Source organism: Amycolatopsis sp. NPDC024027, from assembly GCF_040638975.1.
Taxonomy (GTDB): Bacteria; Actinomycetota; Actinomycetes; order Mycobacteriales; family Pseudonocardiaceae; genus Amycolatopsis.
On record NZ_JBEZYY010000010.1, the window covers coordinates 254,566 to 269,000 of the forward strand.

The following is a 14,435-nucleotide window of genomic DNA, read 5'->3' on the forward strand; positions in this document are numbered from 1 at the left end:
AACTGAGGGCCCCGTTCCCCATCACGGAGGTCAAAGGTGACCGACTTCGATCGACGCGACGTGCTGCGTGCCCTCACCGCGCTGGGGGTCACCGGCGTGACCGCGAGCCTCTTCGGCGGCACCGCCGAGGCGGCCGTGTCGCTCGGGGCTCCGCCCCGGGCCGGGGGCTTCGCCACCCGGACCCCCGAAAAGGTGGCCACCGGCACCGGCCCGCTGGACCTGAAGTTCGCCGTCACCGAGGAGTTCCGGCCGTTCGACCTGATCGCGCCGAAGTTCGTCCAGCTCGACTCCCCCGCCCGGCCCGGCGCGCTCGTCAAGACCGGCATCCGGCCGAAGGCGCCGTACGGGACGGTGACCGTGCAGGTGCTCGACGACCGCGCACCGGTCGTCGCCGGGCTGGCCGGGGCCGGGATTTCGGTGCTCGGCACCTACGACGCCACCGCGGGCCAGGCGGCCATCGAGATCACCACGGCCGGCGGCACCACCGTGGTCAAGACCGCGCCGGCGGACCTGCGGGCGCCGTTCGGCTTCGCCGTGGTGCTCAACGAAAACGCGGTCACGGTCCTGGCCGACCGGGGCACCGGCTGGCGGCCGCTGCTGACCGAGCGCGACCAGGTCCGCGCGCGCATCGACCTGCGCGACCCGGCCGTGCTGGGCCGGCTGGGCTACGCCTACGGCACCCGCGGGCCGGCGCGGCTCGGCCGGGTCCGGGCCGGGTACTACGGCCAGGCCGGCGTCCGAGACCCCCACGTCGTGCAGTACGCCGACGGCCGCCCCTACATCCGCCACGGCAAGCTCTACCTGACGATGACCAACGCCGGCCTCGGGTTCTTCCAGCAGGCGCACTGGGCCGTGTGGACGCTCGACCTGGCCGATCCGACGAAGCTGGAGCAGGTGGCAACCCTGTTCTTCGCACGCGACGGCGTCGTGCTCGGCGACCACGCGGGCCAGATCGTCCTCGACGGCGACCGCTTCATCCTGCTGATGAGCTCCTGGGGCGACTTCTCGTTCAACGGCGTCCACGTGCGCCACACGGTCACCCGCGCCGACGTGCTTTCGGGGGTGCACGTCCTGCCCACCGAGCAGTTGCCGCTGCCCACGACGGTCAGTTCGTGGGACCCGGCGCTGACGAAGATCGACGGCCGCTGGCACATCGCGTTCGTCGAAAGTCCCGCCCAGCAGCCGGCTTTCGTGTTCCACCCGGCCCTGGCGGCGGCCCCGCGCGGCGCGGACTACGACCAGGGGCTGACGCTGCTGGGCGCCGACGTGTCGGTCGGCCAGACCGAAGGCACGATCCTGCAGCGGGTGGGCGGCCGCTGGTACCTGTTCGCCAGCGACGGCGACGCCCGCGAATACCCGGTGTACGACCTGAGCCTGCGCAAGCTCGGCACGCTGAACGCCCCGTACGGCACCAACATCCCCCACCCGATGCTGGTCCGGATCGGCAACCGCTGGTGGCTGCCGACGTTCGACGGGACGCAGTACGCCGAAGACGTCCTCGGCTACGGCGGCCACGGGGACTTCATCCTGATGCAGTCGAGCTAGCCCGCCGCCAAGGCGAACTCGGCGACCGTGCGCCACGAACCCGGGGCCGTACTCCCGGCGATCAACCGCACCCGGTCGATCCCGGCCCGGATCGGCAGCATCGCCCGGACGTCGGCGGCCGCCTGTTCCAGCGCGGCCGTGCCGGCCCGGCGGGTGCTCCCGATCGTCAGGTGCGGCACCACCTCGGCGTGGGCGCCGCCGTACGGGGGGCACTCGGGGAAGCGGCGCCACACCCGCTCGGTCAGCGCGCGGAACGGGCCGGGCGGTTCGGGAGCCAGCCAGACCACTTCCCGCCCGAACCACGCGACCCGGAAGAACACGCACTCGAACGCACCGGTCGCGGTCAGCACCTCACCCAGGCCGTCGACGACCGCGGCGGTGATCCGCTCGGGCGGCAGGAACGGGTAGAGGACCGTGACGTGGGCCGGGACGCCCCACACCGCCGAGTGGTCCAGCGCCCGCCGGTAGGTGCCCACCACCGCGTCCGCCGCCGGGACCGGCACGATCACCGCCGTTTCGATCGCGCCCGCCAGGTTCTCCACCACCGCATGGTGGCACAACGCCGCACCTCCGGTGGAGCTTTCCCTGCCGGGCACCCGCGCGCGGCCGTGCCGTCGGGGCCGCCGGGATGGCCCAGCCCGATCAGCGCCCGGCTCGCGTCGATCGAGCTGTGCACCGGACCGAAGATCTCCTCGCGCAGCAGAGGGTTGCCGGGCGCACCCGGTCCGGACGGACCGCCGCCCACGCGCGGCCGAGGGGCCGGGCGCGGGCGGCGGTATTCACCGGTTGGACGCGATGAAATACACCACGACCCCGATCAACGCGAGCACTTCGCTCAGCACGAACGTCGAGTAGCCCAGCGTCTGCAGTTTTCCGCGCGCTTCCGGCTGCCGTGCGGTACCATTGATGACGGCGGCGAAGATCAGGCCGACACCGATTCCCGGGCCGATCGCCCCCAATCCGTATCCGATGGCGGCGAGGCCGGGGTTGATGTTGACGGCCTGGGCCAGAACTGTGTCACTCATGGGCATTCCCCTTCACATCGGTCCACGCGCACGCTCGCGTGGAACAGCGGGTTCGTGCGTCACACCGGACGGGATCAGGGCTGGGGCGAAGGGCCGGAAATCGGAGACGGTCGTCGAATCGAGGCAGATCTCGCGGGCGGGCGGGATTGTCGGTAATCGAGTGGTCCGATCACCATCAGGATATCACGGGAAATCGGAACTCGCCGCCGCCGAAAGCGGCCGGCTGATCCTCACCGGGGCGGCAATGTCCATTGTGGTCGGTCCGGCGCGACGCGGCCCGGGTCGGCCGGACCGGGAAGTGGGATCGCCCGGCGGCCCACCCCGAACACACCCGACTCGAGGCGGCCGGACCGAAAAGAGAGACCGCCCGGCGGCCCACCCCGAACGCACCCGGCCCGAGGCGACCGGACCGGAAAGCGGGGCCGTCCGACAGTCCGCCCTGAGCGCACTCGGCCCGGCGCATGCCACCGCCCGGCGAAGTGCACACTCAGCGTGATCGAGCCGTCATACCTCCGGCCCGGCCGCCCGGTGACCGACTCCCCCGCCTCACCCTCACCCTCGACCAGCCGCCGACGCGAGGACACGCGCCGGGCACACGTCCGCGAGCCCCGGAGACTCGCTTCGGCAGGACACCGCCGTGCCGCCGCCTTCGAATCCCGGCGGCCGATCGGGTGAGGCCGGGGACCGCCTTCGGAGGACAGTTCGCGAAGCCGGTGCCGGGGCCTTTGCCGGGTCAAGTCCGAGCGACGCTTCCGAGCCCGGCTTTGTTTCGAAACTCGGTGTACACCGTTCACTGACGTAAAACCCCCGACAAAGCCGGACGCCTCCCGAACCCGCCCGCCGAGGGCGCCGATTTTATTAGCCGGGCGGAAAGTCCGAATGATGTTTGCGCTCCCATTGCGGTCGCCTCCGCCACCCGCCTGCCAGGCGTCCGCGGCGCACCCCCCGCGCCCGGGGCCCCGCCGGTCCGGACCACCCCCGCCAGGCCGACGACCGCACGGTCAGCGGGGGTTTCTCGACGTAATGACCCTCGTGCCGCCCGTGCAAGGAGCCGAGGTGCCGGCACCGCTCATAAAGAGCCTACCAGCGAAGATCGGCAGCGACTCCCGGAGTGCTGACACCACCATTAATGGTGGTGCTAACACCACCACCCAGGGGTATGTCCGAATACATCCCGAGCCGAACTGTCCACCAGGTGATACTACTGACGAGTTAGGCGTTTCACTCGTCCAAACGGAGGTACCTAAGCCACCGGCCCTCTGCCACTATCTTGCGCAAAATACATCTTCGGGTGGTCCGGCCGCTGAGTATCGGTCTGCCCGAATCTGGGGGTCGATCGAAGTGGAAATCGAACTACTAGGCACCATGGAAATAAGATCGAATGGGAGAATTTACTCGATACGCGCGAAGAAAGTGCGGACCTTGCTGGCCATGATGGCTCTGTCGCCGGGCCGCCCGGTGTCCTACGAGCAGCTGGCGGACGAGCTCTGGGGCCCGCGGTCACTCGCCAACTCCCGTAACGCACTGCAAGCGAATATCGCACGACTGCGGCGGCTTTTCAAGCCGATCACCGACGCGAGCGGGGAGGAGATCGTCCGGACCACCTACAGCGGCTACCAGCTGGAAGTGTCCGCCGATTCGATCGACTCGCACCGGTTCCTCGAACTCGCACGGCGCGGCACGTCCCTGGTCGCCTCCGCACCGCAGGAAGCCACCGGCATCCTGCGGGAAGCCCTGGTCCAGTGGCGGGGGCCGGCACTGATGGACGTGCAGGAGGGCGTGCGCTGCCGGGCCGCGGCCACGCACCTGAACGAGCGGCGGCTGACCGTCCAGGAAGACCTGATCGCCGCTCGGCTCGCGGTGGGACAGCACCACGACATCGTGCACGAACTGCGGCAGCTGGCCACCGAGAACCCGGGCCGGGAACGGCTCAGTGAACTGCTGATGCTCGCCCTCTACCGCACCGGCCAGCAAAGCGAGGCGCTGTCGGTGTTCCACCGCACCAGCAAGTGGCTCGGCAATGAACTCGGTCTCTCACCCGGCCGGGCGCTGCGGCAGCTGTACCAGGCGATCCTGGTGCAGGACTGCATGCTCGACTGAACACCACGGCACCATCGGCAGCAGGGACGGCGCGACCACCGGCCGTCCCTGCTGTCGTTTCCGGAGGAATTTCCGAAAGACTTTCACGAATACCGTCCGGGCTCATCCACTCTCCTTCCGTGATCACGAGCATGATCATGGCGGACGCGGATGACCGACGGCTGACGGCTCACCGACGCCTGCCTTCGTCAGCGTTCGGTCAGAGTGCGGTCATCTGCGCTGGCTAGTTTCCCGGCGAGGCCGAAGTTCGTCCGAAACCGGTACAGGAGTCGTCATGACAGCGGCAGTGTCCGAGCGCAGGGAACAAATCCGCGCGATCGTCCGCGAGCACCTCGAACTCGAGGACAACGAGCTCTCCCCGACGAGCAACTTCATCGAGGACCACGAAGCCGACTCGCTCACGCTGATGGACGTCCTCGCGGCGCTGGAGAAGGAGTTCGGCGTCACGATCGACCAGGCGCAGTTCCGGCGGATGGTCGACCTGGACAGCGCCTACGAGGTCGTCGCGGAATCCGCCGGCTGGTAGGGGAAATCCGATGAGCGAACAGTCCACACCCGGCAGGCGGGTGGTGATCACCGGTTGCGGGGTGGTTTCCAGCCTCGGCACGGGCATCGAGGAGTTCACGGCCGCGCTCCGCGCCGGGCGCAGCAACGTCCGGCCGATCAGCGTCTTCGACACGACCGGCTTCGAGCACAACAACGGCTGCGAGGTCATCGGCTTCGAGCCGGAGCGCTGGATCCACAACGTCGAAATCGACTCACTCGGCCGAGCCAGCCGGTTCTCGACCGCGGCCGCCCGGCTCGCGGTGGCGGACTCCGGCATCGACCTCGACGTGCTCCGGGACGCGCGGTGCCTGCTCTCGGTCGGCACGACCGACGGCGAGTCGCACGAAATCGACAGCATGGTTTCCCTGGAGATCGCGGACGGACCGGAAGCGATGACCCCGCGGCTGGCCCGGCGGACCTCGGCCGGCCGGCTCGCCACCTCGATCGCCCACGAGCTGCGGCTGTCCAATGTGGAGGTCGGCAGCATCGCGACGGCCTGCTCGGCGGGCAACTACGCGATCGGCCACTCGTTCGACGCGATCCGGCTCGGGGAAGCGGACTTCGCGTTGTGCGGCGGCGCGGACGCCGTCTGCCGCAAGACGTTCACCTCCTTCTACCGGCTGCGCAGCATCGCGCCGGACTTCTGCCGCCCGTTCGACAAGAACCGGCTGGGCATCCTGACCGGCGAGGGCGCCGGCATCCTGATGCTGGAAAGCCTGGAGTCGGCCACCGCCCGCGGTGCCCGGATCTACGGCGAAGTGCTCGGCTACGGCCTGTCCTGCGACGCCCACCACCCGGTGGCCCCGCACCAGGGCGGCATCGCCCGGTGCATGGAGCTGGCGCTGGCGAACGCCGGCGTCAAGCCCGCCGAGGTCGACCTGATCTCCGCGCACGGCACCGGGACCCACGCCAACGACAAGACCGAAGCCGCGGCGATCCGCGAGCTGTTCGGCGACGACACGCCCCGCGTGGTGTCGATGAAGTCGATGCTCGGCCACTCGATGGGCGCGGCGAGCGCGCTGGCCGCGATCGGCTGTTCGGTCGCCATCACCGAGGGGTTCATCCCGCCGACGATCAACCACGTCGAGACCGATCCCGAATGCGCCGTCGACTGCGTGCCCAACGTGGCGGTCGAAGCGGACCTGCGGATCGTGCAGAACAACGGCTGGGCCTTCGGCGGCAACAACTCGGTCGTGCTGATCGGCCGGTACGACGGCCCGCGAGAGGCGATCGCATGAGTACCGCAACACCGGCCGCGCCGGTCATCTCCGCCTGGACGGCGATCTCGCCGTTCGGCCACGACCGCGCCTCCTTCGCCGACGGCGTCCGCACCCGGACCTCGCCGGTGTCCACACTCGACACCCAGCGCTGGGCGCGGGGACCCGCCGCCACGGCGGCCACCGTCCCGGGCTTCGAGCCGCGGGAGTTCCTCGGCACGAAGGGCACCCGGGCGATGAACCGCGTGAGCGGGCTCGCCGTCGCCGCGGCGAAGCACCTGCTCGCCGACATCGGCGTCGAACCGGGCGACGAGCGCGACGACATCGGGTTCGTGCTGGGCACCACGACCGGCAGCGTGCAGAGCATGATGGACCTGACCCGCGCCTCGCTCACCGGCGACAAGCCCGACCACGTCGAACCGGCCGCGGTGCCCGGCTGCGTGATGAACTGCGCGGCCGGCCAGGCGGCGATCTGGCACGGGCTCAAGGGCCCGAACGCGACGATCGCCGCGGGCCGGACCACCGGCCCGCACGCGCTGAACTACGCGCGGCGGCTGCTGCGGACCGGCCGGGCGACCCGGGTGCTCTGCGGCGCCGCCGAGGAGTACTCCCCCGCCCGCGCCTGGGTCGAGCACCACCGCCGCGGCGGGCCCGACCCGGTGGTCATCGGCGAGGGCTGCGCCATGTTCCTCCTCGAACCCGCGGACCTGCGGCCGCCCGGCCGCCGGGTGCTGGGCACCCTGGAGGGGTTCGAATCCCGGGTCTGCCTCGACGGCGATCTCGCCGGGACGGTGGCCGTCGCGGTGCGCGCGCTGCTCGCCTCCGCCGGGGTCGCTCCCGAGCAGGTGTGGGCCGCCACCGGCAGCGGCTTCACCGACTCCCGCGGCGAACCGGCCGAGACGGTGGCGCTGCGGGCCCTGTTCGGCGACGCGCCCGTCGACCGGGTGCCGTCCGCGGACCTCCTCGGCGACACGGCTTCGGCGAGCGCGATGTTCCAGCTCGCCGCCGTCCTGAGCGTCGCGGAATCCGCCGAGCGGGCCGGCGCCGACCACACGGTCGTCACCACCTGCGACGACGACGGTTCGGTGGCGTGCACGCTGCTGCGGCTCGGGGAGCCGGTCGCATGAGTGACCCGAAGGTGGCGCTGGTGAGCGGCGGATCGCGCGGCATCGGCCGCGCGGTCGTGCTGAACCTCGCCGCGAGCGGCCACGACATCGCGTTCTGCTACCGCTCGGACGAACAGTCCGCCGACGTGCTCACCAAGGAGGTGCACGACCTCGGGCGGCGGGCGGTCGCGACGAAGGTCGACGTCACCGACCGGGAAGCGGCCGGTGACTGGGTCGCGAAGACGGCCGCCGACCTCGGCGTCCCGGACGCCGTGGTGACGTCGGCGGGCATCACCCGGGACGGCGCGTTCGTGACGATGACCGAGGACCGCTGGACGGACGTGCTGCGCACCAACCTCGACGGCGTCTACAACGTCTGCCAGCCGGCGGTGTTCCTGATGCTGAAGCAACGCCGCGGCAGCGTCGTCACGCTGTCCTCGGTGTCCGGGGTGTACGGCAACCCGACCCAGGTCAACTACTCGGCGTCCAAGAGCGGCGTGATCGGCTTCGCCAAGGCGCTGGCCAAGGAGGTCGGCCGGTTCGGCATCCGGGTCAACGCGGTCGCGCCGGGCCTGATCGAGACCGACATGACCGCCCAGATGACCGGCAAGGCCCGCGAGAAGCTGCGCGCGGCCATCCCGCTGGGCCGGTTCGGCACCGCCGAGGAGGTCGCCGACCTGGTGGCCTACCTGGCGTCCGACCGCGCCGCCTACATCACCGGAAGCGTATTCGAGATCGACGGCGGCCTGGTCGTCTGAGGGGAAGGTCCGCCAATGGACTCCGATAGCCCGAACTTCATCGCGCGGCTGAAGACCGCCGCGCTCGGCTCGGCCGAGCACCCGCTGGTCTTCCTCGGCAACTTCGAGGTCGAGGAACTGTGGGCCGCCGACGAGCTCGGCCTGCCGCGGGTGTCCGCGGCGGGCAGCACGGCGGTGGTCAACAGCATGGACGAGTTCGCGCTGCTGCTGGGCGGCAAGGGCGACCACGTCGTGCTGAAGCACGCGCCCGACCCGGACTACCACCACTACCTGCTCGACCTCGGTTTCGAGCTGCCGGAAGTCCACGTCGTGGCGGCACCGGACCCGGCGCGCAACGTCAGCCAGGACGCGCTCGCCGATCCCGCGCTCGTCGCCGCGCTCGCCGAACTGGCGACCGACGGCGCGCACCTGCTCCCGCACGGCGCCTCGGCCGTCGAGGAGGAACTGGCGGCCCGCACGGGCGTGCCGCTGGCCACCCCGTCCGCCGCGCTCTGCAAGTCCGTCAACAGCAAGGTCTACAGCAGGCAGCTGGCCGACGAGCTCGGGCTGCGGCAGCCGCCCGGCTGGGTCTGCGACACGCCCGCCCAGCTGGCCGAGGCCGTCCCGGAGGCCGCCAAGGTGCTCGCCGACGGCGGCACGGTGGTGGTGAAGGAGGCGTACGGCGTGTCGGGGAAGGGCATCGCCGTCGTCACGAGCGAGCAGCGGCTGCTGCGCCTGCAGCGGATGATCGAACGCACCGCTCAGAAGGCGGGCCGCGACCGCATCGCGCTCGTGACCGAGACCTGGGTCGACAAGCTCGCCGACCTGAACTACCAGTTCACGGTGGGCCGGGACGGCTCGGTGCGGTTCGACTTCGTCAAGGAAGCGATCACCGAGAACGGCGTCCACAAGGGACACCGGATGCCGGCCCGCCTCGACGAGCGCCAGCACCAGGTGATCCGGGACGCGGCGGACGCGCTGGGCGCCCGGCTGGCGAAGGACGGCTACTACGGTGTCGTCGGCGTCGACGCGCTGGTCGAGCCGGACGGCGGGATCTTCCCGGTCCTGGAGATCAACGCCCGCAACAACATGTCGACCTACCAGGTGCCGCTGCAGGAGCGGTTCGTGCCCGCCGGCGCCGTCGCGATGGCGCGGCACTACCCGGTGCGCCTCGCCGCTCCCCTGTCCTTCGCCCGGCTGCGCGAGACGCTCGGCGAGCTGCTGTTCGCCGGCTCGGGCAGCGGGCTGCTCGTCAACAACTTCGCCACGGTCAACGCCGGAGCCGGCGTCGCCGCCGAGGGCGACGCCTTCGCCGGCCGTCTCTACGGCGTGCTCATCGGGCCCTCGGCCGAGACGCTCGACGAGCTGGACCGCCGGATCACCGAGCGCCTCGCCACCCTCGCCGCGGCGTGACCGCGCACCGACCGCCTCAGGAGGCTGCCAGCATGAGCACCAGCACGTCCGTCCCGGAGTTCGCCGTGATCTCCGGGGCGCAGGTCCACGACGTCCTCGGCGGACAGGAAAAGCTCGTCATCGACCTGATCGAGTCGGCCTACCGCCTGCACGGCGACGGCGACACGGTCAACCCGCCGTCCTACTTCCTGCGCTTCCCCGACCGGCCGTCCTCGCGGATCATCGCCCTGCCGGCGTCGGTCGGCGGGGACATCGCGGTCGACGGGCTGAAGTGGATCTCCAGTTTCCCGGAGAACGTGGCGAGCGGGCTGCCGCGGGCTTCGGCGATCCTCGTGCTGAACGACCGGCAGACCGGCTATCCGCTGGCCTGCCTGGAAAGCTCCATCATCAGCGCCACCCGCACCGCCGCCTCGGCCGCGCTCGCCGCCGACTGGCTGACCCGGGACCGGGCCCGGCCGGCCCGCCTCGGCATCGTCGGCACCGGCCTGATCGCGCGGTACGTCCACGCGTACCTGGCCGCCGCGGGCTGGAGCTTCGACGACGTCGGCGTGTTCGACCTGAACCCGGCGCACGCCGACGGGTTCAGCGGCTACCTCCGGGCGGCGGGGCAGCCGTCGGTCACCGTGCACGACAGCGCCGAAGACCTGATCCGCGGGAGCGACCTGGTCGTGTTCGCGACGGTCGCCGGCGAGCCGCACGTCCACGACCCGGCCTGGTTCGAGCACAACCCGCTGGTCCTGCACGTCTCGCTGCGCGACCTCTCGCCGGAGGTGATCCTGGCCTCGACCAACGTCGTCGACGACGTCGAGCACTGCCTCAAGGCGAACACGTCGGTGCACCTCGCCGAGCAGCGGACCGGGGACCGGGACTTCCTGTCCGGGACGCTGCACGACGTGATGACCGGAAAGGCGTCCCTGCCGAAGGACCGGCCGCTGGTGTTCTCGCCGTTCGGGCTCGGGGTGCTCGACCTCGCGGTCGGCAAGCACGTCTACGACCAGCTCCGTGCGTCCGGCGACCTGCGGACCGTGCCCGAGTTCTTCTTCGAACTCGACCGGTACGGCAAGCGGTGAGCGGGAGCTTCGCGTGCCGATAATCAGCGCCCCGCAGGACTTCAACACCGACGACCTGTTCGTCGACCTCCGCCGGTTCGCCGGCCACCCGCTGTTCCTCAAGTGCGAGGGCTTCAACTTCGCCGGGTCGATCAAGATCAAGGCCGCCCGGTCGATGGTCGCCGCGGCCGAGCGCCGCGGCGACCTGCGGCCCGGCTCCACGCTCGTGGAGAGCTCGTCGGGCAACCTCGGCGTGGCGCTGAGCCTCGTCGCCGCCAGCTCCGGCTACCGGTTCGTCTGCGTCACCGACTCGCGGTGCACGCTCGGGGCCCGGCAGCTGATGGAGACGCTCGGGGCGGAGGTCCGCATCGTCACCGAGCCGCACCCGGAGCACGGCCTGCTGGGCGCGCGCATCGAGCTGGTGAAACGGCTGTGCGCCGAACGCGGGTTCGTCTGGCTCAACCAGTACGAAAATGCCGGGAACTGGCGCGCCCACTACGAAACGACCGGGCCGCAGATCGCCCGGAGCTTTCCGGACGCCGGCGTCGTCTTCATCGGCGCGGGGACCACCGGGACACTCATGGGGTGTGCGCGGTACCTGCGGGACCACCGGCCCGGCACCCGGGTGATCGCGATCGACACGGTCGGCTCGGTCACGTTCGGGACCCCGCCGGCCCGCCGGATGATCCCCGGCCTGGGGACCGGGATCCGGCCGCCGATGCTCGACCCCTCCTACGTCGACGAGGTCGTGCACGTCGAAGAAGCGGACACCGTGCGCACCTGCCGGGCGCTCACCCGGGAAGGGTTCTGCTTCGGCGGTTCCACCGGAACCGTGGTGAGCGGTGCCCTGAGCTGGCTGGCCGAGCACGCGCACGAGGAGATCGGCACGGCGGTGGCGATCGCGCCCGATCTCGGCGACCGCTACCTCGACACGGTCTACCACGACCAGTGGGTGGCCGACCTCTACGGCGAGGACCTGCTCGAGCACGACCCGGCGATCCGGCCCGCCGAGATCGGCCGATGACCGGGCCCGGGGCTGTGATCCACCACACACGGCCTAGCACCACCGCGAATCCGGGTCTCACACCCCGTGAACGAACGGTCACGGTCCCCTAGACTCGAACACACGCGCGGACGGAATCGCACCGCGAACGCCGCCTTGCTCATCGGGTCGAACGGGGACGATCGTGAAGCCTTCGCTCGCCGTCCGCACCTCCTGCTGGTGTGCCGAGCACCCCAGCGCGGTCATCGCGCTGTGGCTGATCTTCGTCGCCGTGGCGGAGCTGCCCGGCCTCACCGGCACCGCCCGGCTGGGTGACGGCTCGCTGTCCGACCCCGACGTGGCCGCGAACTGGTGGCCGGTGGTCGCCGCGCCGATCGCGGTCGTCGTGAGCGCCCCCTTCTCCCGGCTGCTGCTGCTCGTGTCCGCGCTGTTCATCAGCATCGTCACGGCTACCTCGGCGGCCGTGCTGGACGCGGTGTCCGAGTCCGCCGCGATGTCGCCGCTCGCCGGCAACGCGGCCCTGCTCGTCGTCATCACGGTGGCGGTCCAGCACATGCTGTTCGCCCTCTGCCGGAGCCGGGAAGCGGTGGCGAGCGGGAATGACGCGTCGCGGGCCGCCCGGATCGTCGCGAGCACGGCCGGCAACGCCGCCCTCGTCTCGGGCGGGGCCCTCGCCGTCTCGCTGACCGCGGTGGCCCTGGTCGCCGCCCCGGAGCTGGCGCCGCTGGCCACGGCCGTGCTGGTGGTGGTGCTGGTCGCGACCGTGGCCTCGCTCAGCCTGCTGCCGGCCCTGAACGACCGGGTGCTCGCCTCGTCGAGACCGTTGCCGCCGCTGCCCTCGGCCCTGAAGGTCGGTGTCCTGCCCCGGTTCGTGCGGCCGACGGCCGTCACGGCCGGCGTGCTCACGCTGGCCATCGCCGCGGTCTACGGGTCGATGCGGGTGTTCTCCTCCCCCGCCTGCGCGGGCTGCCGTCCGCTGGCCGCCGACCTGGACGTCTGCGGGGTGACCACGATGCTGGTCGTCCTCGGCCTGGCCACGCTCGTCGCCTACCGGCGTCCGGTGGTGGCCGTGGCGACCTTCCTGCTGAACGGCGTCGCCGTGCTCGCCGCGCTGGGAATGCTGGTCCTGCTCGTCGATCCGCTGCCCGGCTGGGCGCCCATGGTGCTGGTCGTCGCGCTGCTCGTGCCGGCGAACCACCTGCAGGTCTACCTGCTGCACCGGCTGCGGAGCGAAACCCTGGCCGGGATGTCCCGGCGCAACACCGTGGCGCACGCACGCCGCCGGGCCTGGTCGGCATCCGGCGGCGCGCTGCTGGTGACGGTGGTGATGTGGCTGGTCTGGGGACTGACCGAGCGCGGGGACGTCCGGGAGTTCGCCCTGGCCACCACGCTGGTCCTCGTCGTCGACACGACGATCGTCCGGTTCCTGCTGCTGCCCCGGCTCGCCGTCCTGGGTGAACGGACGAGCTGGTGGCGGCCGGTCAAGTGACCGAAGGACGTCCCGTGAGGTCGAGGAACACCTCGTCGAGCGTCGGGCGGCGCAGGGCGAAGTCGGTGTACTCGACGCCGGCGTCGCGCAGGGCGGCCGCGGCGGCGGCGATGCCCCCGGCGGTGTCGGGCAGTTCGACCGCGATGCTCCGCTTGCGTTCGTCGACGGTCACCGCCGAGGCCGAAACCCCGGACAGGGCCGAAACCGCGGGCTGGAGCCACTTCTCCTCGGCGACGGCGATCTCGAGCCGCTCCGCGCCGATCTTGCGCTTCAGCTCGTCGGCGGTGCCCTCGGCGATCACGCGGCCGTGGTCGATCACGACGATGTGGTCGGCGAGGTAGTCCGCCTCCTCGAGGTACTGCGTGGTGAGCAGGACCGTGACGCCTTCGTCGACCAGGCCACGCACGATTCCCCACAGCGTGCTGCGGCTCGCCGGGTCGAGGCCGGTGGTCGGCTCGTCGAGGAACAGCACCGACGGGCGGCCGATGAGGCAGGTCGCCAGGTCGAGCCGCCGCCGCATTCCACCGGAGTACGTGCCGACCGCGCGGTCGGCCGCGGCGGTCAGGTCGAAGCGCTCGAGCAGCTCCTTGGCCCGTTCCCGGGCACCGCGCCGGCCGAGGTGCAGCAGCGTGCCGAGCAGCTGGAGGTTCTGGCGCCCGGTGAGCAGTTCGTCGACCGCGGCGTACTGGCCGACGAGACCGATCCGCCGCTGCACTTCCTTCGCCTGCGTGGCCACGTCGAAGCCGGCGACCCGGGCGGTGCCGCCGTCCGGGCGCAGCAGCGTCGCGAGCACCCGGACGGTCGTGGTCTTGCCCGCGCCGTTGGGGCCGAGCAGGCCCAGCACCGAGCCCGCGGGCACCCGCAGGTCGATGCCGGACAGGGCCTGGTGGTCGCCGAAGCCCTTGCGCAGCCCGGTGACTTCGATGGCCGCTTCGCGGTCGAGCACCTCGCTCGCCATCAGCCCGCGTCCCGCAGGCTCTTCGGGCGCAGGTCCGTCCAGGTGGCCTCGACGTGGGCGACCGCGTCCGCACGGGAACTCTCCCCCAGCGAGACGTCCCACCCCGGCGGCACCGCGGCGAACACCGGCCAGATGCTGCGTTCTTCCTCGGCGTTGACCAGGACGAGGAACCGGCCGTTCTCGTCGTCGAAAGGACTCGTCACTTCACATCTCCGTCTGTTTCGGGCCTGGTGGCTTGCTGTCATGG

Annotated in this window: 14 protein-coding genes; 10 read left to right on the forward strand and 4 right to left on the reverse strand. The window is 71.3% G+C overall.

Going from position 1 to position 14,435, the window contains the following annotated elements:
• Nucleotides 1–36 precede the first annotated feature (36 nt).
• On the forward strand, nucleotides 37–1,545 hold the full coding sequence (locus AB0F52_RS25335; protein ID WP_360175710.1) for a hypothetical protein: 1,509 nt from the start codon (nucleotides 37–39) through the stop codon (nucleotides 1,543–1,545).
• Here AB0F52_RS25335 and AB0F52_RS25340 read toward each other — a convergent pair.
• Together AB0F52_RS25340 and AB0F52_RS25345 are read right to left on the reverse strand one after the other, a co-directional pair.
• Nucleotides 1,542–2,087 (reverse strand): 2'-5' RNA ligase family protein, encoded by a 546-nt coding sequence (locus AB0F52_RS25340; RefSeq protein WP_360175713.1) that lies wholly within the window; start codon nucleotides 2,085–2,087, stop codon nucleotides 1,542–1,544. The two genes, AB0F52_RS25335 and AB0F52_RS25340, sit on opposite strands and share 4 nt — an antisense overlap.
• 237 nt (nucleotides 2,088–2,324) lie before the next feature.
• On the reverse strand, nucleotides 2,325–2,570 hold the full coding sequence (locus AB0F52_RS25345; protein ID WP_086849931.1) for an ATP F0F1 synthase subunit C: 246 nt from the start codon (nucleotides 2,568–2,570) through the stop codon (nucleotides 2,325–2,327).
• A gap of 1,365 nt (nucleotides 2,571–3,935) precedes the next feature.
• Between AB0F52_RS25345 and AB0F52_RS25350 the strand changes: the two genes are divergently transcribed.
• The 9 genes from AB0F52_RS25350 to AB0F52_RS25390 all read left to right on the forward strand — a co-directional run bounded on the left by AB0F52_RS25350 (nucleotide 3,936) and on the right by AB0F52_RS25390 (nucleotide 13,230).
• Nucleotides 3,936–4,670, forward strand: coding sequence for an AfsR/SARP family transcriptional regulator (locus AB0F52_RS25350; protein ID WP_360175913.1), 735 nt, complete (start codon nucleotides 3,936–3,938; stop codon nucleotides 4,668–4,670).
• 274 nt (nucleotides 4,671–4,944) lie between these two features.
• The gene (locus AB0F52_RS25355) at nucleotides 4,945–5,196 is read left to right on the forward strand and encodes an acyl carrier protein (protein WP_233226150.1); all 252 of its coding nucleotides are present in this window, start codon (nucleotides 4,945–4,947) and stop codon (nucleotides 5,194–5,196) included.
• 10 nt (nucleotides 5,197–5,206) lie between these two features.
• Nucleotides 5,207–6,454, forward strand: a complete 1,248-nt coding sequence (locus AB0F52_RS25360) for a beta-ketoacyl-[acyl-carrier-protein] synthase family protein (protein WP_360175717.1) — start codon at nucleotides 5,207–5,209, stop codon at nucleotides 6,452–6,454.
• The gene (locus AB0F52_RS25365; protein WP_360175720.1) at nucleotides 6,451–7,560 is read left to right on the forward strand and encodes a beta-ketoacyl synthase N-terminal-like domain-containing protein; all 1,110 of its coding nucleotides are present in this window, start codon (nucleotides 6,451–6,453) and stop codon (nucleotides 7,558–7,560) included. Before AB0F52_RS25360 ends, AB0F52_RS25365 begins: the two co-directional genes overlap by 4 nt.
• Nucleotides 7,557–8,297, forward strand: coding sequence for a 3-oxoacyl-[acyl-carrier-protein] reductase (gene fabG, locus AB0F52_RS25370; RefSeq protein ID WP_360175723.1), 741 nt, complete (start codon nucleotides 7,557–7,559; stop codon nucleotides 8,295–8,297). Before AB0F52_RS25365 ends, fabG begins: the two co-directional genes overlap by 4 nt.
• A 15-nt stretch (nucleotides 8,298–8,312) precedes the next feature.
• Complete coding sequence (locus tag AB0F52_RS25375) at nucleotides 8,313–9,689, forward strand: ATP-grasp domain-containing protein (protein ID WP_360175726.1); 1,377 nt, start codon at nucleotides 8,313–8,315, stop codon at nucleotides 9,687–9,689.
• 32 nt (nucleotides 9,690–9,721) lie between these two features.
• Nucleotides 9,722–10,759 carry a 2,3-diaminopropionate biosynthesis protein SbnB gene (sbnB, locus tag AB0F52_RS25380; RefSeq protein ID WP_360175729.1) on the forward strand — a complete coding sequence of 346 codons (1,038 nt, stop codon included), beginning with the start codon at nucleotides 9,722–9,724 and terminating at the stop codon, nucleotides 10,757–10,759.
• Nucleotides 10,760–10,772: 13 nt separating this feature from the next.
• A complete protein-coding gene (sbnA, locus tag AB0F52_RS25385; RefSeq protein ID WP_360175732.1) occupies nucleotides 10,773–11,762 on the forward strand; it encodes a 2,3-diaminopropionate biosynthesis protein SbnA in 990 nt (329 codons plus the stop codon).
• A 163-nt stretch (nucleotides 11,763–11,925) separates the two neighbouring features.
• Nucleotides 11,926–13,230, forward strand: a complete 1,305-nt coding sequence (locus AB0F52_RS25390; RefSeq protein WP_360175735.1) for an MMPL family transporter — start codon at nucleotides 11,926–11,928, stop codon at nucleotides 13,228–13,230.
• Here AB0F52_RS25390 and AB0F52_RS25395 read toward each other — a convergent pair.
• Nucleotides 13,223–14,188 carry an ATP-binding cassette domain-containing protein gene (locus AB0F52_RS25395; protein ID WP_360175738.1) on the reverse strand — a complete coding sequence of 322 codons (966 nt, stop codon included), beginning with the start codon at nucleotides 14,186–14,188 and terminating at the stop codon, nucleotides 13,223–13,225. The two genes, AB0F52_RS25390 and AB0F52_RS25395, sit on opposite strands and share 8 nt — an antisense overlap.
• Nucleotides 14,188–14,391 carry an MbtH family protein gene (locus AB0F52_RS25400; RefSeq protein ID WP_360175741.1) on the reverse strand — a complete coding sequence of 68 codons (204 nt, stop codon included), beginning with the start codon at nucleotides 14,389–14,391 and terminating at the stop codon, nucleotides 14,188–14,190. Before AB0F52_RS25400 ends, AB0F52_RS25395 begins: the two co-directional genes overlap by 1 nt.
• Nucleotides 14,392–14,435: the final 44 nt, after the last annotated feature.

Coding starts and splice junctions, on each gene's coding strand:
- AB0F52_RS25345 (WP_086849931.1), bottom strand. CDS start 2,570: ATGAGTGACACAGTTCTGGCCCAGGCCGTCAACATCAACCCCGGCCTC.
- AB0F52_RS25350 (WP_360175913.1), top strand. CDS start 3,936: ATGGAAATAAGATCGAATGGGAGAATTTACTCGATACGCGCGAAGAAA.
- AB0F52_RS25355 (WP_233226150.1), top strand. CDS start 4,945: ATGACAGCGGCAGTGTCCGAGCGCAGGGAACAAATCCGCGCGATCGTC.
- AB0F52_RS25360 (WP_360175717.1), top strand. CDS start 5,207: ATGAGCGAACAGTCCACACCCGGCAGGCGGGTGGTGATCACCGGTTGC.
- AB0F52_RS25365 (WP_360175720.1), top strand. CDS start 6,451: ATGAGTACCGCAACACCGGCCGCGCCGGTCATCTCCGCCTGGACGGCG.
- fabG (WP_360175723.1), top strand. CDS start 7,557: ATGAGTGACCCGAAGGTGGCGCTGGTGAGCGGCGGATCGCGCGGCATC.
- AB0F52_RS25375 (WP_360175726.1), top strand. CDS start 8,313: ATGGACTCCGATAGCCCGAACTTCATCGCGCGGCTGAAGACCGCCGCG.
- sbnB (WP_360175729.1), top strand. CDS start 9,722: ATGAGCACCAGCACGTCCGTCCCGGAGTTCGCCGTGATCTCCGGGGCG.
- AB0F52_RS25395 (WP_360175738.1), bottom strand. CDS start 14,188: ATGGCGAGCGAGGTGCTCGACCGCGAAGCGGCCATCGAAGTCACCGGG.